Below are 23987 nucleotides of genomic sequence, written 5' to 3' on the forward strand. Positions count from 1 at the left end.
GCGACCCGCCGCCCCGGGCAACCGGGCCGAAGGTCCCGAGATCATCGGGCCATCCGGCGGCGCCCGGTCCCGCGCGCCGGACCGGCCGGCGTCCCCGCCGCGCGCAGCGGCGGTGACGGCCCCGCTGCGCCCTACCGCGCGGCACCGGCCGCCGGGGTGATCCGGTCCCAGGCCGGGATGGGCAGCGCGATCACCGCAGCCGGGAAGAGGCCGTGCTCCTCGTTGTCGATGTGCCGGTGGAGCCGGTCCAGGGCGGCGAGCACCGCCGGCCAGTCGGGCGCGGTGCGGTCGACGGCGCCGAGCACGCCGTGGATGTCCTCGTGCTCGGCGCAGAGCTTCGCCACCGCGTCGGCCAGGCTGCCCTCCGCCCGCAACTCGACGAAGAGCCCCTCCTCCTCGGTGGCGGTGTGCGGGACCAGCAGGTCCAGCAGCGCGTCGAGCGCTGCCGGCGCCTCCGCGCCGCCGGCCCGCACCGCGTCCCGCACCCGGCCCGCCGCGTTGGCGATCGCCTCATGCTCGGCGGAGAGCCGACCGATCAGGGGGAACTCCCGGCAGCCGCAGTAGTTGCACATGCTGATCATCTCCAGGGTCCGGTGGCGTCCGGTCCCATCCTCGGCGCGGCGGCGGCACTGACGGCAGGGCCGACCGGCCCGGTCCGCCGGGGCGACGGGCCCGCCCCGCCGCCCCACCAGCGCCCGGTGCACGCCCGCTCGCCGCCCGCCTGTAGGGCTTGCCCGCCGGGCGACGGCGTGGCTGGCCGGCAGGTCGCCCGGCTATGGTGGGCCCATGCAGGATCGGCACGGGCTCCGTCGCGCCGGCAAGCGGGTCTCGCTGCCGGCGCTGCTGATGCTGACCGTGCTGCTCATGGTGCTCTCCGCGGCCCGGTCCGTCGGGCTGTGCATCGTCTTCCGGAGCACGCGGCGGGCCATTCCCGGCTGCGTGCCCGCCTGGTCGGCCGACCGCGCTCCGCCCGGGCTGACGTTCGCCGTCTGAAGCCCGTCCGCCTCCCCGCGTCCTCGACGCGGGCCCCTGGCTTGGAGCACCATGCCGACCCTGCCGCACCCTCGACCCATCCTGTCCCCGTCCGTCGACGACGGACCCCGACCCGGGGCGTACGCCGTCGTCGCGGCCGTCCCACCCCGGGGGCGGTGACCGTGCTGACCCCCGGCGCGTACGCCCGCTTCGGCCTGCGCCATCCCGTCGCCCTCGACCTGGGCACCTCGACGGTGCGGATGTGGACGCCGACGTCCGGCACGGTCGTCGCCGAGCCCGCCGTCGTCGCGTGGAACTCGGCCGGCGCCCAGGCCGTCGGGCGGGCCGCCATCGCGCTGCGCGACACCGGCGACGTGAAGCTGGCGTGGCCGGTGCGGCACGGCGTGGTGACCGACTTCTTCGCCTGCGTACACCTGCTGCGGGTGGTGGCCGCGGCGAGCGGGCGGCCGGGCGACGACGTCTCCCCGGTCGTGGTCGGCGTGCCGGCCACCGCCACGCTGCGGCAGAAGGACCTCCTCGTCGCGGCGGTCCGCCACGCGTTCGGCGGGCGGGTCGCCACGGTGGAGGAGCCACTGGCCGCCGCCCTGGCCTGCCGGGCCGACCTCGACGGCGACGACGTGGTCGCCGTCGACATCGGACAGGGCCGCACCGAGATCGCCCACATCGCCGACCGCGCGGTCGAGGCGGCCGAGCGTGTCGACGTGCCCAACGCCCTCGACCAGGTGCCGCTGATCGCCGCCGCGGTACGACGCCTGGGCGCGCGGCCCGGGTGGCGGGGACGCCGCCGGCTGCTGATCACCGGCGGCGGGGCGGTGCATCCGGAACTCGGTGCCCGACTGGCCGCGCTGACCGGTCGGGTCGTCACGATGCCCGCCGACCCGCACCTGGCCACGCTCGCCGGCCTGCGCCTGCTGCTCACCCGCTGAGGCGGTGGGCCGGCCGCGCCGCCTCCGGTGCCGTGCGGCCGGCCCACCGCGCCACCCACCCCCGCCGCGCCGGGACCGAACCGTTCCGGCCCTCCCGCATCCCTGGAGTATCCGATGGACGTCGAACTGACCCCGCTGCCCGGTATCGGGTTCCGCCGCATGTTCACCACCGCCGCCGGACTGCGCATCGGGGTGGTGACCCACCTGGGCGGCCGGCGTGAACTGGTCTTCCACGACGGCGACGACCCCGACGCCACCCGCAGCATCACCCTGCGACGCGACGAGGCGGTCGTCCTGGCCGGCCTGCTCGGTCTGCTCGACGCCCTCGACCTGACCCCGACCGGACCCGATCCCCGCGAGGGCGTCCCGGCGACGACTAGCCCACCCGTCGGCGGGTAAGCCGCCCGTCCGGCCGGGGGCGGGGGGCGACGTGGGGCGAGGGTTCGTGAACTGGTCCGGCAGCCTGTCGTTCACCCCCGCCGAGTACGCCGAGCCCGCCGACGAGGACGAGGTGCGGGCGCTGGTGCGGCGGGCCCGGGAGACCGGCACGACGCTGCGGCCGGTGGGCTCCGGACACTCGTCCAGCCCGCTGGTGCGCACCGACGGGATCCTCGCCAGCCTCGACCGGCTCGCCGGGGTGATCGCCGACGACGGCGGGCTCGCCACGGTCCGCGCCGGCACCAAGCTCAAGGCCCTCGGGGAGGGCCTGTACGACGCGGGGCTGGCGATGGACAACCTCGGGGACGTGGACTACCAGTCGATCGCCGGCGCGACCGCCACCGGCACCCACGGCACCGGCCTCGGCTTCGGCAACCTCTCCACCCAGGTCGCCGGCCTCCGGCTGGTCACCGGGACCAGCGACACGCTGGACGTCAGCGCGGACCACAACCCGGAACTCCTGCCGGCGGCCCGGCTCTCGCTGGGCGCATTGGGCGTGCTCACCCGGGTCACGCTGACCGTGCAACCCCGCTACCAGCTGCACCGCCGGTCCTGGTGCGCGCCCGTCGCCTGGACCCTGGAGCACCTGGCCGAGTTGCAGCACACCAACCGCAACATGGACTTCTACTGGTATCCCCGCAACGACCTGACCCAGGTCCGGGTCCTGAACCGGGTCGACCAGACGCCGGACGAGCGGGTGTGGCACGCGCCGCGGGTACCGGGCTCGGCGGCCGTGGACGAGCCCCACGAGGTCCACGTGGCCCCCACCCACCGGGCCATCCCCCGCCACCGGGAACTGCGGTTCGAGGAGATCGAGTACATGCTGCCGGTGGAGGCGTTGCCGGCCTGCTTCGCGGAGGTGCGGCGGCGCATCAGGCAACGGCACCGCCGGGTCGTCGGCTGGCGGGTGCTGGTGCGCAGCATCGCCGCCGACGACATCTGGCTCAGCAACGCATACGGACGGTCGACCGCGACCATCGCCTGCCTGCAGAACACCTCCCTGCCGTACGAGGAGTACTTCCGGGACATGGAGGCGGTCTTCCGGCACCACGGCGGCCGGCCGCACTGGGGAAAGAAGCACTGGCTGACCGCCCGCGAGCTGCGCCCGCTCTATCCCCGCTGGGACGACTTCCAGGCGTTGCGTCGCCGACTGGACCCGGACGGGGTGTTCCTCACCCCGGACCTGGCCCGGCTGCTCGAGGAGGCATGATGGCACAGCTCGGCGCCCGCACGTGGGTCGTCCCCGGCGGGCACGTGCCGTTCCCCGGTCACGGCCCCGAGCCGGAGTTCACCAGCTTCGACCAGCTCTGCGTGCTCAACGCCACCGACCAGGACGCCGAGGTCGGCCTGGACGTCTACTACGAGGACGCCGAGCCCGTCGGGCCGTACCGGATCCTGGTCGGGGCGCGACGGATCCGGCACGTGCGGGTCAACGACCTGATCGACCCGGAGGCGGTCCGGCTCGACCGTCCCTACGGCTGCCTGCTGCGTTCGCCGGTGCCGGTGGTGGTGCAGTTCCTGCGCCAGGACACCCGGCTGCCCGGGGTCGTCGCGCTGACCTGCGTCATGGCCCATCCCGCCTGACGTTCGGGGCCCGGCGGGCAGGGTAACCCCGGCCATGCGCATCGTGGGGGACGCGGCGGCGGCGGAGTCGGACTCCCGGCTGCGCCGTACCGGCCGGGAGACCTACCGGCGCCTGCAGTCGTACTTCCTCCTCGCGGTGCAGGCCGGTCTGGCCGCGGCCCTGGCCTGGGTGACGGCCCGCGAGGTGCTGGGCAACCAGGATCCGACCTTCGCCCCGGCCGCCGCGGTCGGTGTGATCGCGGCGGCCATCGGCAACCGCACCCGCCGCACCGTCGAGCTGATCGCCGGGGTGGTGCTCGGCATCGCCGTGGGTGACGTGCTGATCGGCCTGCTGGGCACCGGGCCGTGGCAGACCGGCGTCATCGTCTTCCTGGCGATCGCCGTGGCGGTGCTGGTCCGCGGCAGCGGAGCCCTCATGACCCAGGCCGGCGGTACGGGCGTACTGGTGGCCACCCTCACCCCGAACAACCCCGACCTGGAGCTGCCCCGGACCGTCAACGCGCTGGTCGGGGGGCTGATCGGCCTGCTGGTCGTGCTCGTCATCGTCCCGCTGCATCCGCTGCGGACCGTGCGCCGCGTGGCCGACTCCGCGCTGGACCTCTTCGCCCGCCAGCTGACCGCGTCGGCGGAGGCGCTGGCCCGCGGCGACGCCCGCGCGGCGGAGGAGGTGCTCGACCGGATGCGCGCCGCCGAGCCCGAACTCGACCGGCTCAGCGAGGCCGTCGAGGCCGCCGAGGAGGTCACCAGGTTCTCGCCGCTGCGCTGGCGCCGCCGCCGGACGCTGCGGGCGTACCGGCACGGCGTGGAGCACATGGAACGGGCCTTCCGCAACAGCCGCACCCTGGTGCGCCGCATCGGCACCGCGCTGCGGGACGACGAGCCGGTGCCGCCCGGCCTGCCCGCCGCCGTCGAGCGCTACGGCGAGGCCGTCCGGATGCTGCACCGCGAGTTCCTGGCCGCCCGGGAACCCGTCGGTGCGCGCGAGCGGGTGCTGGCGGCGGTGCGGGAGGCCGGCGAGGCGTGCCGTCAGGACATGGGGTTCTCGGGCACCATCGTCGTGTCCCAGCTGCGGACCATCGCCAACGACCTGCTGCGCGCCACGGGCGTCCCCCGCGACGAGGCGCGCCGGCTGGTCCGCCGGGCCGCCGCCGGACATCCGTGACGCTCAGCCCTGCTGTCGCAGGTAGGGGCCCAGCAGCTCCCGGGTGAGGGCGAGCACGGCCGCTTCCGGGGTGCCGTTCTCGATCATCTGTGAGGACGCGTAGACCACCGCCTGGATCAGCTCCGCCGCGGCGGCCGGGTCGCTCGCGCCGTGCTCGGCCAGGGCCGCCACCAGCGGCGTACGCAACTGGTCGTGCAGGACGCGGCTCTCCTCGGCGAGGACGGCGCCCGGCACGCTGGCGGCGAGCCCGCGCATGACCGCGTGCTCCCCCTGGGCGACGAGGCGCAGGTTGGCCTCGACGTAGGCCAGCACCCGCCCGCCGGGGTCGGTGGCCCGGTCCATCTGCTGCGTGACGTATGCCGACCACTCCGGGAACATGTCGGCGATGACGGCGTTGAGCAGGTCCTCCCGCGACTTGAAGTACTGGTAGACGCTGGGGCGCGCCAGGCCTGTCCGCTTGCCCACCTCGGCCAGGCTCGGCGCCTGCGCCCCGCTCTCCGCGAGGATCTCCCGCGCCGCCGCCAGGATCGCCCGCCGCTGCCGGGCACGGTGCTCGGCCACCGTGGGCGCCTGGATCTTCGGCACGGGAACCCCCATCGTCACGGCACGGGCATCAGTCGCCCGTCGATCATCTCGTACACCGTCGTGCAGTGGCGCAGCACGTCGTGGTCGTGGGTGACCATGACGGTGGCGACGCCGTTCTCCTTGGTCTCGCGGGCGAGCAGCTCCACCACCTCGTGACTACGGGCACGGTCGAGGGCGGCGGTCGGCTCGTCCACCAAGAGTAGTCGCGGCCGGTTGACCAGGGCACGGGCGATGCCGACACGTTGCCGTTCGCCACCCGAGAGCTGGTGCGGTCGGCGGTTCGCCTTGTGGGCCATCCCGACCTCGTCGAGCAGGGCCGTCGCCTCGCGCGCCCGGGAGCCGTGACCGCCGAAGCGGGCCGGCAACCGCAGCTGGTCCACGGCGGTCAACGCGGGAATGAGGTTGCCGGACTGGAACACGAAGCCGACGAACTCCCGGCGCAGGGCGGCCCGCGCCCGTGCGCTCGGCACGGTCATGTCCCGCCCGCCGAGGGTGACCTGACCCGACGTCGGGACGGTCAGCCCGCCGGCCACCGCGAGCAGGCTGGACTTGCCGGCGCCCGAGGGGCCGACGACCGCGACGAACTGCCCGGGGGCGACGGTCAGGTCGACGCCGTCCAGGGCCGGTACGGTGTCGTCGCCATCGCCGAAGCGCAGGCTCACCCCGCGCATGACCAGGCCGGTGTCGGTCATCGGTTCGCTCCCAGTGCGGTCAGCGGATCCACTGCGGCGATCCGGACGATGGCCACGGCCGCTCCGAGCAGGCCGAGGACGAGCAGGAGGAGGGCGGCCACCGCGATCGCCGGCGCGCTGAGCGCGAACGGGATGCCGCTGCCGACCAGGCTGCCGGCCGTGGTGCCGACCGCGACGCCCGCGCCGACGGCGAGCAGCAACAACGCGAGGGCCTGGGCCAGCCCGTCGCGCAGCAGGTATCCCGTCGGAGCGCCCATGGCCCGCAGCACGGCGATCTCCGCGCGGCGTTGGATGGTCCACACGGTGAAGAAGGCGCCGACCACCAGCGCCGAGATGGCATAGAGGAACCACTCGATCAGCCGCAGGGTCGACGTCTCGGCGGTGTAGCCGGGCGAGGCGCCGTACGACTGGGTGCGGGACAGGCTCTCGGTGCCGGCGGCCCGGTCACCGGCCGCCAGGTCGACTTCGGCACCGTCGGCGGCCCGCACCGCCACGGCGGTGATCTCGTCGTAGGTGCCGACCGGTACGGGCTCGCCGGGGCGGACGCCGGCCTTGATCTCCTGCCAGATCCGCAGCGGCAGGTAGGCCACGTCGACGTGACCGAACGTGTGCTGCTCCGCCACGGCGCCCACCACCGTGAGCCGGGTGCCGATCCGGTCGACGGTGACCGTGTCGCCCACCCGTAGCCCGGCCTCGATCGCGGTCCGGCTCACCACGATGCCGTTCGCGTCGCCCAGCCGGGCGCCCTCGGCGACCGGCGGGGAGAGGAACGAGTCGGTGGGTACGCCGAACAACGCGAGGTCGATCTCCACGCCCGAGTCGCTGCGGGCGTTGATCAGCGCGTTGCCGAACGGCGCCGCGTCGGCGACCCGGGGCTGCGCCTTCCACGAGTCGACCGCGGAGACGTCGACGACGCTGCGGGAGAACGCCGAATCGTGCTGCACCCCGTCGGCGAAGGCGAAGGAGGTCGCCGGGATGCGCTGGAGCCCCGACACGCCGTCGTTCACCAGGCCCGTGGAGAGCCCGGACAGCAGCACCACCAGCACCGCGATGAGCGCGACGACCGCCCCCATCAGGCCGAACCGGGCCTTGGCGAACCGGAGTTCGCGTACCGCTAGGAACATGCCCACCACCGGGGGCGCAATTTTACCGACTGCATGTTGGCATCGTACCAACGCGCTGTCGGTATCCTTCCCGGCGCCGTCGGTCGGTCGGGGCGGCGTCTGGCTACGCCGAGCCGACGAACTGGCTGACGTGGTAGGCGGTGCTGCGGTTGTCGGGCGTCCTGGTCCACTTCGAGACCATCAGGTGCAGGTCGTTGGCCCGCCGGCTGGACCACGGGTGGATGAAGCCGCCGTAGAGGCCCGGTTCCTGCCAGGAGGTGACCTGGATCCGCTCGGCCGTCCAGACCCGGTCCGGCCCTTCCGCCGTGCGCGTGACGATGCACCCGGTGGCGCAGTTCAGGTACGACATCACCCAGGTGCCGTCGGCCAGCCGCCGCACCGAGGGCTCGCCGAAGCGGCCGGTGAGGATGGGCGTGCACGGGCGGCCCCAGCCCCAGTTGCTGCCGTTCCAACCCCAGCCCTCGTACGACTCGGGGGAGAACAGCCGGTCCCAGCGGACCCGGCGCAGCATCATCGGCCCGTGCTGGCGCCCGGCGCGCACCGAGAAGACGTACACCCAGTCCCCGTCGCGCTGCATCGTCCACATCTGGAACGGGTCGGTGTTGGTGCCGTCGTTCCACCACTTCAGCGGCGTACGGATGAAGTCGTTGCCGTTGTCGCTGTAGGCCAGCCCGGCGTAGCGCGAGCGCCAGTGCGGCCCGGCCGGGCCGGCGGAGTTCCAGTTCTCGATGCTCATGTACGACACGAGCTGCCGGCCGGTCTCCGGGAAGGCGATGCCGTCGTTCGGAATGACGGTCACCTCCCACAGCCCGTCGATGCCGATGCCGTGGTGGCCGTTGTGCATCAGCTCCGGGGCCCGGCCGTTGCCCGCCACGCGGGCGGCGCTGTCGAAGACGATCCCGCCGGCGGCGCCCGGGTGCACGGCGGAGCGCAGCATCACCGGCGAGCGCCAGTCGTTCGGCACCGGCGGGCCCTCGGGCCACGGGGTGTCGAACGTGTCGCCGAACAGGTAGCCGATCGAGCCGTTCTCCAGCACGTACGGTATGCCCAGGTCCGTGCCCGCCACGCGCCACCGGTGGTTGGTGTCCAGGTCGGCACCGGTCAGGCGCTTCTTCCAGGCGGCGGCCCGGGCCGTGCCGGGGGCGAGGACCGGCGCGACGGCCGTGGCCAGGCCGGCCGCGGCGACCGTGCCGAGCAGCGAGCGGCGGGTGATCATCATGACCGTCCTTGTCGTATCGGGGGTTGCGGACGTGGGGAACGGACCGGGCGCCGCCGGCCGTATCGAACTATCGGCGTCGATGTAGGGCTGGAACCTACGGCCAACCGGCCGGCGTGGTCAAGGAATCGCCGGTGCGCGCCCCGGGGCCACCCCGCGGGCCGGCGGCGGGCCCCGGTACCGGACCCGTCGGCGGCGCAGCGGCACGTGGCGGATTGGACGGGTGGGCGCGGGCATGACAGGGTGCTGCTGGTGGGCACGGGTGAGGGTGGGCGTCGGTGACCGCTCCGCATGCAAGCTGGTCCTCCGGTGACCCGCAGGCGGTGCTCGACGGGTTCGAGCAGCTGCCCGGATTCGTGTGGATCTTCGAGGGGCCCGAGCTGCGGGTGGTGGCCGCGAACCCGGCGGTGCGCGCCGCCGTCGGCAACCGCAGCGGCCTGATCGGTGAGCCCTTCCGTCGGGCGGTGCCGGAACTCGCCGGTCAGCACATCTTCGAACTGCTCGACCAGGCACTGCACGGCATCCGCTCGCACGGCTACGAGCAGCGCGTCCTGACCGACCGCAACGGCGACGGCACGCTGACGGAGGCCTTCTACACGTTCGACATGACGCCGTGGCGCAACCCGGACGGCTCGGTGCGCGGGGTGATCGTGCAGGCCGTCGACGCCACGCCCGTGGTGACCGCCCGGCAGGCCGCCGAGACCGCCGCCGCCACCGCCGAACGGCGCTACCGGCAGGCCGCCGGTCTGGTCCTGGAACTGCAACGCAGCCTCCTGCCCGACAAGCTGCCCGTCCTGCCGCACGTCCAGGTCGCCGCCCACTACCTGGTCGCGAGCAGCGACCTCGTCGCCGGCGGGGACTGGTTCGACGTGGTTCCCCTGCCCGACGGGCGGCTCGCGCTGACCGTCGGCGACGTCGTCGGGCACGGCGCCACGGCCGCGGCAGCGATGGGCCAGCTCCGCACGGTCGCCCGGCAGGCGTTGCAGTTGGGCGGCGGCCTGCCACAGGTGCTGGCGGTCCTGGACGACTTCGCGGCCCGCGCCCTCGCGACCCGGGCGGCCACCACCTGCCTCGCGGTGCTCGACCCCCGCGACGGGGCCCTCGAAGCGGCCAGCCACGGGCACCCGGCGCCGCTGGTGGTCGGCGCCACCGGCGACAACCGGTACCTGCCGCTGACGCCGGCGGGACCACTGGGCACCGGAGCGGGCCCCGCCCCGGTGCGCACCTGCCGGCTGCGGGCCGACGACGTCCTGCTGCTCTACACCGACGGCCTGATCGAGCGACCCCGGCAGAGCCTGCACGACGGCGCCCGCGCCCTGGCCGACGCCGCCGCGGCGGCCCGGCGGGCGATACTGGACGCGGCCACGACCGTCCCGCAGCGGCTGCCCGACCGGATCTGCACCCTGGTCACGGAACGTCTCGCCCTGGCCGGCGGTGGCTTCGGCGACGACACCACGCTCCTCGCCGCCCACCTCCTGCCGGAGCCCGTCGCGCCCCTGCACCTGACGCTGACCGCCGACACGACGGCGCTGCGGCCGATGCGTCAGGTCATGGGGGACTGGCTCACCCGGATCGGGGCCAGCGGCCCGGACGCGAGCGACCTCGTCCACGCCGCGGGTGAGGCCGCCACCAACGCCATCGACCACGCCTACCCGGACGGCACGTCGGGGACGTTCACCGTGCACGGCACCCTGGACGACCAGGGCGTCGTGCACGTCACCTGCACCGACCAGGGACGGTGGCGGCCACCCGCGCGCGACCCGGGCGGTCGCGGCCGTGGGCTGACGATGATCCGCGGCCTCGTCGACCGGGCGGAGGTCAGCCACACCGACGCCGGCACCACCGTCAGCATGCACCACCACATCGGCCAGGCCGCCAACGTCACCACCACCGCCGCCGCCCAGGCGGCCGGCCCCCACAAGCAGGCCACCGTCGCCGACGAGTTCGCCGCCGCCGTCGTCGAGGCGCCGGCGGGCCGGGTACTGCGGGTGCGGGGGCCGGTCGACCTGGTCACCGGCCCCCGGCTGCGCGCCGCGATCATGCAGGCCAGCCGCGGCGGCAGCCTCCCGCTGACCATCGACCTCACCCCGGTCACCCACCTGAGCAGCACCGGCGTACGGGTGCTGCACGAGGTCGCCCGCATCGTCGCGCACCTGCGCCTCACCGCCACCCCGCAGAGCCCCGCCCACGCCGTGCTGGAACTGACCGGGCTGGGTCACCTCCTGCCGGAGGCCCCCGCGAACGGCAGCGACGACGGGTTGCACCGGTAGCCGGAGCCCGATCGGGAAAGAATCTTCGGGCGGGCTGTCCAAACGGCCGTCCCCCGTCCGTAGTGATGTCGTACGGCGTCGCCCGGTACGGCAGCGGCGACGCGACACTGAGGGGAGTCGGATCGTGAAGTACATGTTGCTCATCAACGCGGGTGCGGTCGGCGAGGACGGCGGGGCCGCCGGCTGCGACGTCAGCGACTGGATGGCGTACGACAAGCAGGTGCGCGAGGCGGGGATCCTGGTCTCCGGCGAGTCGCTGGCGGACCTGGTCACCGCCACCACCGTGCGGGTCGGCGAGGACGGCAGGCGGACCGTCACGGACGGGCCGTTCGCCGAGACCCGCGAGATCCTCGGCGGCTTCTACGTGATCGACGTACCGGACCTCGACGTCGCGCTCGACTGGGCGGCGCGCTGTCCCGGCGCGCGCGGGAACGGCGCCGTCGTGGTCCGGCCGGTCGCCGAGTTCGGGGGCTGAGCGCGGTGGGCGGAGCGCCCGCCGACACCGGGGGGACGGACGAGGCGCCGGCGGCGGTCGTGGAGGCCGTGTTCCGTGAGGAACGCGGCCGGCTGCTGGCGGCCCTCGTCCGCCGCTTCGGCGACCTGGACCTGGCCGAGGAGGTCACCTCCGAGGCCGTCGAGGCGGCGCTGACCCGGTGGCCGGTCGACGGCGTTCCGCCCAGGCCCGGCGCCTGGCTGATGACCACCGCGCGCCGCCGGGCGGTCGACCGGCTGCGCCGGGACCGGGCCCTCGCCGCGCGGCTGGCCATCCTCCAGGCGGAGGCGGACCGGGCGGAGCCCGCCCCCGCCCCGATGCCGGGCGGCGAGCTGCCGGACGAGCGGCTGCAGCTCTTCTTCACCTGCGCGCACCCGGCGCTCGCGGCCGAGGACCACGGGGCGCTGACCCTGCGCTACCTGGCGGGCCTGACCACGCCCGAGGTGGCCCGCGCCTTCCTGGTGCCGACGGCGACGATGGCCAAGCGGATCACCCGGGCGAAGAAGAAGATCCACGAGGCCCGGATCCCGTTCCGCGTGCCCGGGGCGCAGGAGTTGCCGCAGCGGCTGCCGGGAGTGCTCCAGGCGGTGTACTCGATCTTCACGGAGGGGTACGCGGCCAGCGGGGGCCCGCGCCTGCAACGGCTCGACCTCGCCGAGGAGGCCATCCGGCTGGCCCGGATCCTGCGCCGGCTGCTGCCCGCCGGTCGGGAGGTCGCCGGGCTGCTCGCGCTCATGCTGCTGATCCACGCCCGCCGCGACGCCCGCACCGGCCCGGACGACGAGCTGGTGCTGCTCGACGAGCAGGACCGGGGTCGCTGGGACCGCCGCATGATCGCCGAGGGCCTCGACCTGGTGCCCGTCGCGCTGGCCGGCGGCCCGCCCGGCCCGTACGGCGTGCAGGCCGCGATCGCCGCCCTGCACGTCGAGGCGGCGGACCTCGCCACCACCGACTGGCCGCAGATCGTCGCGCTCTACGACGTGCTGCTCGCCCTCGCGCCGTCCCCGGTCGTCGCGCTGAACCGGGCCGCGGCGGTGGCGATGCGCGACGGCCCGGCGGCGGGCCTGGCGCTGCTGGACGAGTTGGCCGACGAGCCGCTGCTGCGGGGCCACCACCCCTACCCGGCCGCGCGGGCCGACCTGCTGCACCGCCTCGGCCGGCACGCCGACGCCGCCGGGGCGTACCGGGAGGCGCTCGCTCTGGCCGGCACCGAGCCCGAACGGGCCCTGCTGCGCCGCAGGCTGGACGCGGTCGAGCGGCTCCGCGCGCCGGGCCCGTGACGGCGTGACGTGATGCCCCGCTGCGGTCGGCGCGCTACCTGAGGGCGGACAGGCGGGTGGTCACCGTGCGGAGACCGCCAGCACGCCCCGGTCCAGGACGACCCGTCCGGTCCCGTCGGTGGCGCGGAAGACCACGCCGTACGGGCGGCGCCAGGCGTGCACGGTCAGGGTGTCGCCCGGGTGCAGCGGGGCGGCGAAGCGGACGCGGACATGCCGGACGCGGGTCGGGTCGTCGCCGACGAGGGGCAGCAGGAGCCGGCCGGCGAAGCCGAAGGTGCACAGGCCGTGCAGGACCGGGCGGGGCAGCCCGGCCCGGCCGGCGACGGCCGGATCGGAGTGCAGCGGGTTGCGGTCCCCGCTGAGCCGGTAGAGCAGCGCCTGGTCCGGGCGGACGGTGGCGACGAGCCGGTGCTCGGGCGGGTCGGCCGGCGGCTGCCAGCGGGCGGGCCGCGCGCGACGCCCGCCGAATCCGCCGGCGCCGATGACGAACATGGCCCGGCGTACGGTGCCCACGAGCGCGCCCGCCGGGTCGTGGAGCCGGGAGACGTGCTCGACCAGGGCGCCGCTGCCCTGGTCGTGCAGGGCGGTCACGGCGGCGGTGGTGTGCACCTGCCCGGCCGGTGACAGCGGGCGGAACAGGGTCAGCGCCTCCTCCGCGTGCCGGATCGCGGTGACCTCGCCCAGGGGCGGCGGGTCGGCGGCGAGCACGCTGGCGAAGGTCGGCAGGACCCGCTGCGGGTGGCCGGCGGAGTTCTCGGTGGTGAAGCGGAGCTCCGCCGCCGGGTCGCGTTGTCCCGCGCCGACCCCGAGGGCGTAGAGGATCGTCTCGGTCGGGCTCCACGTCCGCTCCAGCGAGGTGCGCAGTCCGACGAGCGCCGGCGCGACGTCCCGACCGCCGCCGACGGATCCTTGACTACGCAGAGTGGTCGACCCGGTCGCTTCGGCGGTGGGCGGCGGCTGCGTCCGGGCGGCATGGGCCCGTTTGTCCTGCGTGTTCATCGGGCTCCCGGTTTGTGGTCGCGGATTCGACCCGTCAGCTGGCGATGATCGACGGCTACTGTCTGTTGCAGGAAGGTGAGGTCGAATCTCTTGACTGCGCCCACCGTCCGGCAGTAGCGTCCCATATTAAGCAACGGTAACCATAATATGAGCCGCTAGGTATCTGGGGTAGCCATGAGAATGCGAGCATTGCGCGCTGCGGTAGCAGCCCTGCTGGTGACCGCCGCCGTTGCGGCATGCGCGGAGAACCAGACCCCGACCGAGTCCGGTGGCGGCGAGGCGGCCCCGTCGGCGGCGGTCAACTTCGGCGTCGGCGTCGACCCGGCGTACTCCCCGATCTACCTCGCCGACCAGGAGAAGCTGTTCCAGGCCAACGGCCTGAACGTCACCGTCACCCAGTTCCAGGAGGGCACCGGTGGCCTCGACGCGATCCTGGCCAAGCAGGGCCAGTTCACGGCCAGCACCGAGTCGAGCCTGCTGAACCGGGCCACCCGGGGTGACATCAAGGGCCTGGCCGTCTTCTCACAGTCGCCCAGCTTCATCAAGCTCGTGGCGCGCTCCGGCATCAGCGACGTGTCGGGCATCAAGAAGTACGGCGTCGTCCCCGGCACCGTCAACGAGTACGCCACCAACAAGGTCCTCGCGGCGCGCGGCATCAGCCGGGAGTCCGTCGAGTTCGTCAACGCCTCGCCCGCCGAGATGCCGGCGCTGCTGCAGCGCGGCGACGTGGACGGCTACATCATGTGGGAGCCGTGGCCGTCGCGCGGCGTCGCCAACGGCGGCAAGGTCCTGCTGACCAGCGGCGACATCGGCTACGTCTACAACCTGGTGATCGGGGTCGACGGCGCCTGGTACGAGGCCAACAAGGAGACCGCCAAGAAGGTCGTCCAGACCATCGGCCAGGCGTGCGAGCAGCTCACGAAGGACCCCGCCAAGGCGGGCACGGTCACCGAGAAGGCCATCAAGGTGCCGGCGAAGGAGGCCCAGACGCTGCTGGAGGGCGTCCAGTGCCAGGTCCGCGACTTCACCGACGACGACCTCAAGCGCTACGGCGAGATCGCCCAGTTCCAGCAGGACAGCAAGATCGTCACCCAGAAGGCGGACCCGGCGACCGTCATGGTCAAGGGGGTGGCGTGACAGTCGACGGCACCGCACCCGCCACGACCTTCGCCGGCCGACCCGCCAGCCGCGCCGGCTCCCCGATCCGCATCAGCGACGTCGACATCCGCTTCGGCGAGTTCGTCGCCGTCAGCGGCGCGAGCCTCGACATCGCCGCCGGTGAACTCGTCTGCCTGCTCGGCCCGAGTGGCTGCGGCAAGTCCACGCTGCTCAACGCGGTCGCCGGCTTCGTCCGGCCGGCGGCCGGCGAGGTGACCTGCGGCGGCGAGCCGGTGACCGGACCCGACGTGTCGCGCGGCGTGGTCTTCCAGAGCGCCGAGGCGCTGTTCCCCTGGCTGACCGTACGCCAGAACGTCGCCTTCGGGCCGCAGATGCGCGGCGTGCCGAAGGCCCAGCGCGACGCGGTCGTCGAGCGGTACCTGGCGATGGTCGGCCTCGCGCACAGCGCCGAGCGGTTCCCCGAGCAGCTCTCCGGCGGCATGCGCCAGCGGGCCCAGCTCGCCCGGGTCCTGGCCAACGACCCCTCGGTCGTGCTGATGGACGAGCCGTTCGGGGCGCTGGACGCCCAGACCCGGCTCGTGATGCAGGTCGAACTCGACCGGATCTGGCGCGAGACCGGCGCCACGATCATCTTCGTCACCCACGACATCGGCGAGGCGATCCTGCTCGGCGACCGGATCGTCACGATGACCGCGGGCCCGTCGGCGGCCATCAAGAAGGACTACCGCTGCGACCTGCCCCGCCCCCGCGACCTGACCGACCCGGCCTGCGCGGCGCTCTTCCGGGAGCTGCGTGAGGACATCGGCGCCGAGGTGGCCCGGACGCTGCGCGCCCAGGGGCTCGACGACGGCCACGACGGGCGGCCCGGCGCGGGCGACGACCGGACGGAGGGACGATGACAGTCGAGGCACCCACCGTCCCCGACCGCACCAGGGCGGCGGCGACGACCGGCCCCCGCCGCAACCGCTGGCCCCGGCTGACCCGCATCGGGCTGTCGGTCCTGTCGGTGCTGCTCGGCGTGCTGATCTGGGACCTGGTCAGCCGCAACTACACGGCCTTCTTCCTGCCCTCGCCACGGCTCACCCTCGACGGCGCGGTCGAACTCGTCCGCGACGGGACCCTGTGGGACTCGGTCAGCGCGTCCTCGACCCGCATCCTCACGGGCTGGCTGCTCGGCGTGCTCGTCGGCGTCCCGATGGGTCTGCTGATGGGCTGCATCCCCTGGCTGCGGCTGATGCTCGACCCGTACATCCAGTTCTTCCGCTTCGTGCCGCCGATCGCCTTCGTCACCCTGGCCATCATCTGGCTCGGGCCGGGGGAGGCGTCGAAGGTGGCGCTGATCTTCTACACCACCGTCTTCATCGTCGCCCTCAACACCCTGGCCGGGGTGCTGTCGGTCAACGAGATCCGGATGCGGGCGGCCCGCGCGCTCGGCGCCGGCCCCGTACGCAGCCTCGTCTCGGTCGTGCTGCCGTCGACGGTGCCGCACGTGGTCACCGGGGCCCGGCTGGCGATGGGCAACTCGTTCCTGACGATCGTCTCCGCCGAGATCGTCGCCGCCCAGAGCGGCCTGGGATCGCTGATCTGGACGGCGCGCAACTACGCCAAGACGGAGTGGGTCTTCGTGGGCATCATCGCCCTGGGCCTGCTCGGCTACCTCTTCGACTGGATCCTGCGTCTGGTCACGGGACGGACCCTGCGCCGCTACGGCGTCAACTTCTAGCGACCCGACCCGACCCGTCGCCGACGCCATCCACCCCCTATCCGAAAGGCTCGCCATGCTCTGCATCGGCGTCGACATCGGTGGCACCTTCACCGACGTCATCGTCTACGAGCCGGCCACCGCCCGGCTCGCCGAGGCCAAGACCCTCTCCACCCCGCACGATCCGGCGGCGGCGATCTTCGAGGGCCTCGCCAAGCTCGGTGTCAGCCTGGACACGGTCGACCGCTTCGTGCACGGCACCACCCGGGTGACCAACGCGCTGCTCGAAGGCTCCGGCGAGCCGGTGTCGGTGCTGGCCACCGAGGGCTTCCGGGACGTGCTGGAGATGGGCCTCGGGCACCGGCCCCGCCTCTACAGCGTCAAGGAGAGCGGCCGGCCGCCGCTCGTCGCGCGCCGGCACCGGCACGTGCTGCGCGAACGCATCGGCGCCGACGGCAGCGTCGTCCGGCCGCTGGACACCGACGAGCTGGACGAGGCCCTCGACCGGGTGGCCGCCGCCGGTCCCCGGGCGGTGGCGGTCTGCCTGCTGCACTCGTACCGCAATCCCGCCCACGAGCGGGCCGCGGCGCGGCGGCTGGCGGAGCGGTACCCCGACCTGGTCTGCACCGTCTCCTCCGACGTGGTGCCGGAGCAGGGCGAGTACGAGCGGTTCGCCACCACCGTGCTCAACGCCAGCGTGCGGGCGACCGTCGCCGACTACCTGCGCGGACTCGGCGGCGCCCTCGCCGACGGGGGGTACGCCCACCCGCTGTCGATCATGACGAGCAGCGGCGGTGTCGTCTCCACCGAGGAGGCCGGGCGGCTGCCGATCAACCTCGCCCTCTCCGGACCCGCCGGCGGCATCGCGGCCACCGTGCACCTCGCCTCGCTCGCCGGCTATCCCAACGTCATCACCTGCGACATCGGCGGCACCAGCACGGACGTCTGCCTGATCAAGAACGGCGCGCCGTTGATGACCAACGACGGGAAGATCGCCGGCTACCCGAACCGCACCTTCCAGGTCGAGATCAACACGATCGGCGCCGGCGGCGGCTCGATCGCCTGGCGCGACCGGGGCGGGGAACTGCGCGTCGGGCCGCGCAGCGCCGGCTCGACACCCGGCCCGGCCGCGTACGGCCGGGGCGGCACCGAGCCGACCACCACCGACGCGCACCTGCTCGTCGGCCACCTCGACCCGCAGGAGAGCCTGGGCGGGGAGGTGCCGCTCGACCCCGACGCGGCCCGCGCCGCCCTGGCCGGGCTGGCCGGCACGTTCGGCCTCGACGAGCTGGACCTGGCGCACGGCATCCTCACCCTCGCCACGGTCAAGATGACCAGCGCGATCAAGGAGATCTCCGTCGCCTGCGGCCACGACCCGCGCGACTTCGTGCTGATGCCCTTCGGCGGCGCCGGCCCGATGCACGCCACCGACCTCGCCGACGAACTCGGCATCCGTCGGGTCCTCGTTCCGCCGGTGCCGGGCAACTTCTCCGCGCTCGGCTTCGTCACCGCCCAGGCCCGCCACGACTACGTGCGTACCGTGCTGGTGCCGGCCGACGACGACGGCCTGGCGGCCGTCCGGGCGGCTCTGGCCGACCTGCGCGACGCCGCCCTCGCCCAGCTCAAGGCCGAGGACGACGTGGAGCCCGACCAGGTCAGCTTCGGCCTGTCGGTCGGCATGCGGTTCCGTGGCCAGAGCTTCGACCTCGCCGTCGCCCTGCCCGAGCTGCCGGCCACCGCCGACGAGCTGGTGGCGGCCTTCCACGCCGCCTACGCCGAGCGGTACGCCTACACCCGCTCCGACCACCCCGCCGAGATCGTCAACTGCCGGCTCACCGCGTTCGGGCCCCGCCCGGCCGTCCGCTTCGCCGCCCCGACCGGGGGCCCGGCGCAGCCCGGCAGGACCCGTCTCTACCGTCCGGGCGGCTGGGTCGAGGCGACCGTGTGGCGGCGCGCCGACCTGGGGCCGGGCTGCGCCGTCGTCGGACCCGCCGTCGTACGCGAGAACGGCAGCACCACCGTCGTCGGCGGCGGATGGGCCGCCACGGTCGACGACCACGGAAACCTGCTGCTGACCAAGGAGTGATCCGTGATCCCGCCAGCCCTCGACCTCACCGTGCTGGAACGCGCCGCGCGGCAGCCGGACCGCGCCCTGTACGTCTTCGACGATCCGGCCCGGCCGGTGACCACGGGGGAGTTCGCCGACCTCGCCGGCCGGGCCGCCGCCGTCCTGGCGGCCCAGGGCGTCGGCCGCGGCGACCGGATCGCGGTCTGGGCCGAGAACGGGCTGGCCTGGCTGGTGCTGCTGGCCGCCGCGGCCTGGCGGGGCGCCGCCCTGACCACCCTGCACCCCGGCCTCACCGGGCCCGAGCTGACCTCGGCGCTGGCCCGCAGCCGCCCCCGGCGCCTCTACGCCGCCGAGCGGGTCCGCGACCGGCACGGCCCGTCCACCGTCACGCGGGTCCTGGCCGCGCTGCCGCCCGGCGAGCGCCCGGACGGCTGGCACGTCCTCGACGCGGACCTGGGATCCGGGGCCCTGTCGGGGCTGCCCGGCTGGGACGGCCCGGTCCCCGCACCCGTGGGTGATCCCGACGCCGCCTGCAACATCCAGTTCACCTCGGGCTCCACCGGCCCGGCCAAGATGGTGTCGCTGAGCGCCGGCAACCTGCTGGCCAACGCGGCCTGGACGGCCGAGGCGGCCCGGCTGCGCGCCGACGACCGGATCGCCTCGCCGCTGCCCCTGGCCCACGCGGCGGGGCTCGGCAGCGGGGCGATGCTGGCGCTGGTGACCGGCGCGCTGTGGGTCTCCACCCGCCGGTTCCGCACCGAGCCGGTCCTCGACCAGATCCAGCACCACGCGTGCACGGTGGTGCAGGCCGTGCCCACCATGGCGTCGATGCTCACCGACCGCGTCGAGCGGGAACCCGGACGCTGGGACCTGTCGTCGCTACGGGTCGGCTTCCTCGGCGGTGCCACGTGCACCCCGGCACTGCTCACCCGCACCCGACGGGTGCTCGGCCTGGACCGGGTGGCGGTCGTCTACGGCCAGACCGAGGCCGGCCCGACGATCAGCCTGGACCCCGGCGACGGGACCTGCGGCGCGCCCGGTGACACCGTCGGCCGCGTCCTGCCGGCCCTCCAGGCCACCGTGGTCGACCCCGCCACCCGCGCCCCGCTGCCCGCCGGGCAGGTGGGGGAGCTGCTGGTACGCGGCGCCTCGGTCACCCGCGGCTACGCCGACGACCCGTTCACCACGGCCGCCACGATCACCAGCGACGGCTGGCTGCGCACCGGCGACCTGGGCGCCCTCACCGACGAACGGGTCCTCACCCTGGCCGGACGGATCAAGGAACTGATCATCCGCGGCGGCGAGAACGTCCACCCCGCCGAGGTCGAGGCGGTGCTCGCCGACGACCCGGCCGTGGCCCGGGTGTGCGTCCTCGGCGTGCCGTCGGCCCGCTGGGGGGAGGAGATCGCAGCCCTGGTCGTGACCGTCCCCGGTGGGCGCTGCGACGTCGACCGGCTCACCCGCACCGCCACCGAACGGCTGGCCCGGCACAAGGTGCCGACCCTGATCCGTACCGTCGCCGACCTGCCGCTGCTGCCGTCCGGGAAGGTCGACCGGCGGGCCGCCCGGGAACTGCTCGTCGCGGAGGAGGAACGCTGATGCAGCTCGGATCGTGCTTCCTGGACTCGCTGACCGTCACCAGCTTCTTCGGCAACGCCGAGATGCGCGGGGTCTTCAACGACCGGCAGCTCATGCAGTCCTGGCTCGACGTGGAGGCCGCCCTCGCCCGCGGCCAGGCGAAGCTGGGCATCATCCCGTCCGCCGCCGCGCAGGCGATCACCGAGGCCGCCCGCGTCGAGCGGCTCGACACGGCGGTGCTCGCCGCCGACGCCGCCGACACCGTGCACCCCCTGGTGCCGCTGGTACGGGCGCTCACTGCCGCCTGCCCCGGCGACGCCGGCCGCTACGTCCACCTCGGCGCCACCACCCAGGACGTGATGGACACCGGCTTCGTCCTGCGGGCCCGCGACGGCCTGGACATCGTGCAGCGGCAGGTCGACGAGCTGGTCCGCGCGCTGCGCCGGCTCGCGCTGCGCCACCGCGCCACCCCGATGGCCGCCCGCACCCACGGGCAGCAGGCGCTGCCGACGACGTTCGGCCTGCGCTGCGCGGTGTGGCAGGACGAGCTGCAACGCCACCGCGTCCGGCTGCGGCAGCTGCGCCAGCGGCTGCTGGTGACCAGCATGGGCGGCGCGGCCGGCACGATGGCCGGCTACGGCGCGCAGGCGTTCGCGCTGGAGCAGGCGGTCGCCGCCGACCTGGGCCTCGGCGTCGCCGACACCCCCTGGCACGCCACCCAGGACCGCTTCGCCGAGTGCCTGATGGTCTTCGGCCTCGTCGCGGCCAGCGCCGAGAAGCTGGCCCGGGAGGTCTACTTCCTCGGCCGCACCGAGGTCGGCGAGGCGTACGAGTCGCAGCGCGCCACCCAGGTCGGCAGCAGCACGATGCCCCACAAGCGCAACCCGATCCGCTGCGAGGCGGTGATCGCCGCCGCCGGCACCCTGCGGGCCCAGGTGCCCCTGGCGTTGCAGACCATGGTCGCCCAGGACGACCGGGACATGGGCGTCGGGATGACGCTGTGGAAGCTGCTGCCGGAGTGCTTCATCCTGCTCGGCGGCGCGATGCAGCGGCTGGTCGACGTCTTCGGTGACCTCGGCGTCAATCCCGACCGGATGCGCGCCAACCTCGACCTCACCGGCGGGCTCGTGCTCTCCGAGGCGGTGATGCTGCGCCTGGCCGGCCCGCTCGGCCGGGAACAGGCCCACCACCTGGTCATGCGGATCGTCCGCGACAGCCTCGATGCGGGCCGCCCGTTCGCGGAGACGCTGCGCGCCGACCCGCAGGTGACCGCCGCCCTGCCCGCGGCCGAACTCGCCGGCCTGCTGGACCCGCTGTCGTACGTCGGCCACGCCGCCGCGCTTGTCGACCGCGCCCTACTGAACTCGGAGTCCCCATGACCGACGCCCACCGCGCCGACGAGTCCGTGCTGCTGCACCGCGACGGCCGGCTGGCCCGGGTGACGCTGAACCGGCCCGCCCGGCGCAACAGCTTCGACCTGGCGATGCTCGCCCGCTTCGAGGACGTGCTGCACGAGCTGTCCCGCGACGAGGGGACCGAGGTGGTCGTGCTCACCGGCGCCGGCACCGCGTTCTGCGCCGGCACCGACCTGCACGAGCTGGCCACCCTCGACGCCCGGGCCACGATGTCCGTCCAGCGCCGCACCGCCGAGCTGGTCGAACGCTGGTACCGGCTGGAACAGACCACCGTCGCGGCGTTCAACGGCCCGGCCATCGGCTCCGGCGCGGTGCTCGGCCTCGCCAGCGACCTGCGGGTGGCCGCCGACACCTGCTTCGCGACCTTCCCCGAGGTGGGCTTCGGCATCCCGCTGACCTGGAGCGGCATGGCGATCCTCGCCGACCTCGTCGGCGCCGACCTGGCCAAGCGCTGGCTGCTGCTCGGCGACCGGATCCCCGCCGACGAGCTGCGCGACCTGCGCCTGGTGACCGAGGTGGTGCAGCCGGAGCGGCTCGCCGACGCCGCGACCGGGATCGCCGAGCGGCTGCTCGCCACCTCCGCGGTCGGCCGGTCGATGACCAAGCGGGCCGCCCGCCTGGCCGGACCCCGCTTCGAGGCGGCAGCCAACGACTCCTACCTCGGCGCGCTGAGCGTGGCGCTGCGCCCCGCCGGCGACTACCTCGCCCGGGACCCCCGGTGAGGGCCGGCGAGGCGATCGCCGACGCCATCGTGGCGCACGGCGTCGACACGATCTTCGGCCTGCTCGGCGACGCCAACATGTTCCTGGTCGCCGACCTGGTGCAGCGCCACGGCGTCCGGTTCGTGGCCGCCCGCAACGAGAACGCCGCGGTGATGATGGCCGACGGCTGGGCCCGCGCCACCGGCCGGTGCGGGGTCGTCACCGTGACCCAGGGCCCCGGCCTGGCGGTCGCCGGCGCCGCGCTGACCATCGCCCGGCAGGCCGGCACGCCGCTGGTCCTGATCGCGGGCGACACCCCGCCCGGCGACCCGCTGCACGTGCAGAGCTTCCCGCAGCAGCCGTTCGCGCTGGCCACCGCCGGGGCGTTCGTGCCCGTGACGGCGCCGGCCACCGCCGCCCGCGACGTCGGCCTGGCGTTCCGGGCCGCCGCCGAACGGCCCGGCCCCGTCGTCCTCGACGTTCCCATCGACCTCCAGGACGAGCCGGTGCCCGCCGGTGCCGTGCCCGCGCCGGCCGTCGCCGCGTACCGGCCCGCCGCGCCGGCACCGACCGACGAGGCCGTCGCCGACCTCGGCGGCCTGCTGGCCGCCGCCCACCGCCCGGTGCTGCTGGCCGGGCGGGGCGCCGAGGCAGCGGCCGACGACGTACGCCGGCTCGCCGACCGCTGCGGCGCGGTGCTCGCCACCACCGTGCTGGCCGCCGGGCTCTTCGCCGGGCACCCGTACCACCTGGGGGTGGCCGGGGGACTGGCCCGCCCGCTGACCCGGCGGGTGCTGGCCGACGCGGACCTGGTGGTCACCTTCGGCGCCGGACTCAACCGGTGGACGGCCGACCACGGCGCGCTCTTCCCCGCGGCGCGGGTGGTCGCCGTCGACGCCGACGCGCGGGCGCTGGGGGCGCGCTGGCCCGTCGACCTGGGCATCGTCGGGGACGCGGCGGCCACCGCGCGGGCCGTGACGGCCCGGCTCGACCCGCGCGAGCGCCCGGAGTGGCGCAGCCCCGCCCTGGCCGCGCAGATCGCCGCGGCCGACCCGTTCGACGGCATCGAGTTCGTCGAGGGGGCGGCGGGGATCGACCCCCGGGCGTTCATCCGGATCTGCGCCCGCCGGCTCCCGGCCCGGCGCACCACGGTGGTCGGGGTGGGGCAGTTCGGCGGCTGGCCCAACCTGCTGCTCGACTCGTCCGCCGTGGACCGCGCGTTCATCGCGCCCTGGGAGTTCGGCAGCATCGGCGTCGGCCTGCCGTACGCCGTCGGCGCCGGGGTGGGCCGCCCGGACCGGCCGGTGGTCGCCTTCGAGGGCGACGGCAGCCTGCTCACCGGCCTCGGGGAGCTGGACACCCTGGCCCGGGTCGGTGCGCCCGTGCTGCTGGTGGTCCTCGACGACGGCGGCTACGGCGCGGAGGTGCGCAAGTTCGGCCCGCGCGGGGTCGACCCGGCGCTGGCCCGGTTCCCGGCCCGGGACCTGGCCGCCGTGGCGCGGTCCCTGGGCGTACCGGCCTGGACGGTCACCGACCAGGCCGGCGCGGAGGCGGCGTTCGACGAGGTGCTGCCGGTGACCGGGCCGGGGGTGCTGCACGTGCGGGTCCTGCCCGAGGTCACCCAGGAGCGTTTCTGACGGTG

Annotated in this window: 23 protein-coding genes; 17 read left to right on the plus strand and 6 right to left on the minus strand. The window is 74.7% G+C overall.

Features of this window, described 5'->3' with window-relative positions; translation table 11 throughout:
* Positions 1-131: 131 nt before the first annotated feature.
* Positions 132-572, minus strand: coding sequence for a hemerythrin domain-containing protein (locus AC0OO9_RS28825; protein WP_484518081.1), 441 nt, complete (start codon positions 570-572; stop codon positions 132-134).
* 214 nt (positions 573-786) lie between these two features.
* Here AC0OO9_RS28825 and AC0OO9_RS28830 point away from each other — a divergent pair, with 214 nt between their 5' ends.
* The 6 genes from AC0OO9_RS28830 to AC0OO9_RS28855 all read left to right on the plus strand — a co-directional run bounded on the left by AC0OO9_RS28830 (position 787) and on the right by AC0OO9_RS28855 (position 5103).
* Entirely contained in the window at positions 787-993 is a 207-nt protein-coding gene (locus tag AC0OO9_RS28830) for a hypothetical protein (RefSeq protein WP_132239043.1), read from the plus strand.
* A 155-nt stretch (positions 994-1148) separates the two neighbouring features.
* On the plus strand, positions 1149-1919 hold the full coding sequence (locus AC0OO9_RS28835) for a rod shape-determining protein (RefSeq protein ID WP_484513805.1): 771 nt from the start codon (positions 1149-1151) through the stop codon (positions 1917-1919).
* A gap of 114 nt (positions 1920-2033) precedes the next feature.
* Positions 2034-2318: a cation:proton antiporter regulatory subunit gene (locus AC0OO9_RS28840; RefSeq protein ID WP_484513807.1), complete on the plus strand. Its 285-nt coding sequence runs from the start codon at positions 2034-2036 to the stop codon at positions 2316-2318.
* Between the two features lie 31 nt (positions 2319-2349).
* The gene (locus AC0OO9_RS28845) at positions 2350-3567 is read left to right on the plus strand and encodes a D-arabinono-1,4-lactone oxidase (RefSeq protein WP_484513809.1); all 1218 of its coding nucleotides are present in this window, start codon (positions 2350-2352) and stop codon (positions 3565-3567) included.
* Positions 3567-3941, plus strand: a complete 375-nt coding sequence (locus AC0OO9_RS28850) for a sensory rhodopsin transducer (RefSeq protein ID WP_484513810.1) — start codon at positions 3567-3569, stop codon at positions 3939-3941. Before AC0OO9_RS28845 ends, AC0OO9_RS28850 begins: the two co-directional genes overlap by 1 nt.
* Before the next feature lie 34 nt (positions 3942-3975).
* On the plus strand, positions 3976-5103 hold the full coding sequence (locus AC0OO9_RS28855) for an FUSC family protein (RefSeq protein ID WP_484513812.1): 1128 nt from the start codon (positions 3976-3978) through the stop codon (positions 5101-5103).
* 3 nt (positions 5104-5106) lie between these two features.
* Here AC0OO9_RS28855 and AC0OO9_RS28860 read toward each other — a convergent pair whose 3' ends face one another.
* From AC0OO9_RS28860 to AC0OO9_RS28875, 4 genes are all read right to left on the minus strand, one after another.
* A complete protein-coding gene (locus AC0OO9_RS28860; RefSeq protein ID WP_484513814.1) occupies positions 5107-5688 on the minus strand; it encodes a TetR/AcrR family transcriptional regulator in 582 nt (193 codons plus the stop codon).
* Between the two features lie 14 nt (positions 5689-5702).
* Positions 5703-6380 (minus strand): ABC transporter ATP-binding protein, encoded by a 678-nt coding sequence (locus AC0OO9_RS28865; protein WP_484513815.1) that lies wholly within the window; start codon positions 6378-6380, stop codon positions 5703-5705.
* Entirely contained in the window at positions 6377-7504 is a 1128-nt protein-coding gene (locus tag AC0OO9_RS28870) for an ABC transporter permease (protein WP_484518083.1), read from the minus strand. The genes AC0OO9_RS28865 and AC0OO9_RS28870 overlap by 4 nt, the downstream gene beginning before the upstream one ends.
* 103 nt (positions 7505-7607) lie before the next feature.
* Positions 7608-8723 carry a glycoside hydrolase family 183 protein gene (locus AC0OO9_RS28875; protein ID WP_484513817.1) on the minus strand — a complete coding sequence of 372 codons (1116 nt, stop codon included), beginning with the start codon at positions 8721-8723 and terminating at the stop codon, positions 7608-7610.
* A 275-nt stretch (positions 8724-8998) separates the two neighbouring features.
* Here AC0OO9_RS28875 and AC0OO9_RS28880 point away from each other — a divergent pair, with 275 nt between their 5' ends.
* From AC0OO9_RS28880 to AC0OO9_RS28890, 3 genes are all read left to right on the plus strand, one after another.
* Positions 8999-10990, plus strand: a complete 1992-nt coding sequence (locus AC0OO9_RS28880; protein WP_484513819.1) for a SpoIIE family protein phosphatase — start codon at positions 8999-9001, stop codon at positions 10988-10990.
* 133 nt (positions 10991-11123) lie between these two features.
* Complete coding sequence (locus AC0OO9_RS28885; RefSeq protein WP_425877643.1) at positions 11124-11465, plus strand: YciI family protein; 342 nt, start codon at positions 11124-11126, stop codon at positions 11463-11465.
* A gap of 5 nt (positions 11466-11470) precedes the next feature.
* Positions 11471-12763: an RNA polymerase sigma factor gene (locus AC0OO9_RS28890; protein WP_484513821.1), complete on the plus strand. Its 1293-nt coding sequence runs from the start codon at positions 11471-11473 to the stop codon at positions 12761-12763.
* Positions 12764-12823: 60 nt separating this feature from the next.
* On the opposite strand, the gene AC0OO9_RS28895 is transcribed toward AC0OO9_RS28890, so the two are convergent.
* The gene (locus AC0OO9_RS28895; RefSeq protein ID WP_484513823.1) at positions 12824-13762 is read right to left on the minus strand and encodes a MaoC/PaaZ C-terminal domain-containing protein; all 939 of its coding nucleotides are present in this window, start codon (positions 13760-13762) and stop codon (positions 12824-12826) included.
* A 216-nt stretch (positions 13763-13978) separates the two neighbouring features.
* Between AC0OO9_RS28895 and AC0OO9_RS28900 the strand changes: the two genes are divergently transcribed.
* From AC0OO9_RS28900 to AC0OO9_RS28935, 8 genes are read left to right on the plus strand one after another with little or no spacing between them, the layout of a single operon-like run.
* The gene (locus tag AC0OO9_RS28900; protein WP_484513824.1) at positions 13979-14899 is read left to right on the plus strand and encodes an ABC transporter substrate-binding protein; all 921 of its coding nucleotides are present in this window, start codon (positions 13979-13981) and stop codon (positions 14897-14899) included.
* Entirely contained in the window at positions 14896-15780 is an 885-nt protein-coding gene (locus tag AC0OO9_RS28905) for an ABC transporter ATP-binding protein (RefSeq protein WP_357577105.1), read from the plus strand. The genes AC0OO9_RS28900 and AC0OO9_RS28905 overlap by 4 nt, the downstream gene beginning before the upstream one ends.
* Complete coding sequence (locus AC0OO9_RS28910) at positions 15777-16604, plus strand: ABC transporter permease (protein ID WP_132239069.1); 828 nt, start codon at positions 15777-15779, stop codon at positions 16602-16604. The genes AC0OO9_RS28905 and AC0OO9_RS28910 overlap by 4 nt, the downstream gene beginning before the upstream one ends.
* A gap of 55 nt (positions 16605-16659) precedes the next feature.
* Positions 16660-18669, plus strand: coding sequence for a hydantoinase/oxoprolinase family protein (locus AC0OO9_RS28915; protein ID WP_484513827.1), 2010 nt, complete (start codon positions 16660-16662; stop codon positions 18667-18669).
* A gap of 3 nt (positions 18670-18672) precedes the next feature.
* Positions 18673-20250 carry a class I adenylate-forming enzyme family protein gene (locus AC0OO9_RS28920; protein WP_484513829.1) on the plus strand — a complete coding sequence of 526 codons (1578 nt, stop codon included), beginning with the start codon at positions 18673-18675 and terminating at the stop codon, positions 20248-20250.
* On the plus strand, positions 20250-21608 hold the full coding sequence (purB, locus tag AC0OO9_RS28925; RefSeq protein WP_311412342.1) for an adenylosuccinate lyase: 1359 nt from the start codon (positions 20250-20252) through the stop codon (positions 21606-21608). Before AC0OO9_RS28920 ends, purB begins: the two co-directional genes overlap by 1 nt.
* Positions 21605-22366 (plus strand): enoyl-CoA hydratase/isomerase family protein, encoded by a 762-nt coding sequence (locus tag AC0OO9_RS28930; RefSeq protein WP_484513831.1) that lies wholly within the window; start codon positions 21605-21607, stop codon positions 22364-22366. Before purB ends, AC0OO9_RS28930 begins: the two co-directional genes overlap by 4 nt.
* Positions 22363-23982, plus strand: coding sequence for a thiamine pyrophosphate-binding protein (locus AC0OO9_RS28935; protein ID WP_484513833.1), 1620 nt, complete (start codon positions 22363-22365; stop codon positions 23980-23982). Before AC0OO9_RS28930 ends, AC0OO9_RS28935 begins: the two co-directional genes overlap by 4 nt.
* Positions 23983-23987: the final 5 nt, after the last annotated feature.

It is taken from the genome of Micromonospora sp. USAFONa4 (assembly GCF_057197825.1).

Bases quoted from the DNA above. Each gene is read 5' to 3' on its own strand.
- AC0OO9_RS28825 (WP_484518081.1), bottom strand. From the start codon at position 572: ATGTGCAACTACTGCGGCTGCCGGGAGTTCCCCCTGATCGGTCGGCTC.
- AC0OO9_RS28830 (WP_132239043.1), top strand. From the start codon at position 787: ATGCAGGATCGGCACGGGCTCCGTCGCGCCGGCAAGCGGGTCTCGCTG.
- AC0OO9_RS28840 (WP_484513807.1), top strand. From the start codon at position 2,034: ATGGACGTCGAACTGACCCCGCTGCCCGGTATCGGGTTCCGCCGCATG.
- AC0OO9_RS28850 (WP_484513810.1), top strand. From the start codon at position 3,567: ATGGCACAGCTCGGCGCCCGCACGTGGGTCGTCCCCGGCGGGCACGTG.
- AC0OO9_RS28855 (WP_484513812.1), top strand. From the start codon at position 3,976: ATGCGCATCGTGGGGGACGCGGCGGCGGCGGAGTCGGACTCCCGGCTG.
- AC0OO9_RS28865 (WP_484513815.1), bottom strand. From the start codon at position 6,380: ATGACCGACACCGGCCTGGTCATGCGCGGGGTGAGCCTGCGCTTCGGC.
- AC0OO9_RS28870 (WP_484518083.1), bottom strand. From the start codon at position 7,504: ATGTTCCTAGCGGTACGCGAACTCCGGTTCGCCAAGGCCCGGTTCGGC.
- AC0OO9_RS28875 (WP_484513817.1), bottom strand. From the start codon at position 8,723: ATGATGATCACCCGCCGCTCGCTGCTCGGCACGGTCGCCGCGGCCGGC.
- AC0OO9_RS28885 (WP_425877643.1), top strand. From the start codon at position 11,124: ATGTTGCTCATCAACGCGGGTGCGGTCGGCGAGGACGGCGGGGCCGCC.
- AC0OO9_RS28895 (WP_484513823.1), bottom strand. From the start codon at position 13,762: ATGAACACGCAGGACAAACGGGCCCATGCCGCCCGGACGCAGCCGCCG.
- AC0OO9_RS28910 (WP_132239069.1), top strand. From the start codon at position 15,777: ATGACAGTCGAGGCACCCACCGTCCCCGACCGCACCAGGGCGGCGGCG.
- AC0OO9_RS28915 (WP_484513827.1), top strand. From the start codon at position 16,660: ATGCTCTGCATCGGCGTCGACATCGGTGGCACCTTCACCGACGTCATC.
- purB (WP_311412342.1), top strand. From the start codon at position 20,250: ATGCAGCTCGGATCGTGCTTCCTGGACTCGCTGACCGTCACCAGCTTC.
- AC0OO9_RS28930 (WP_484513831.1), top strand. From the start codon at position 21,605: ATGACCGACGCCCACCGCGCCGACGAGTCCGTGCTGCTGCACCGCGAC.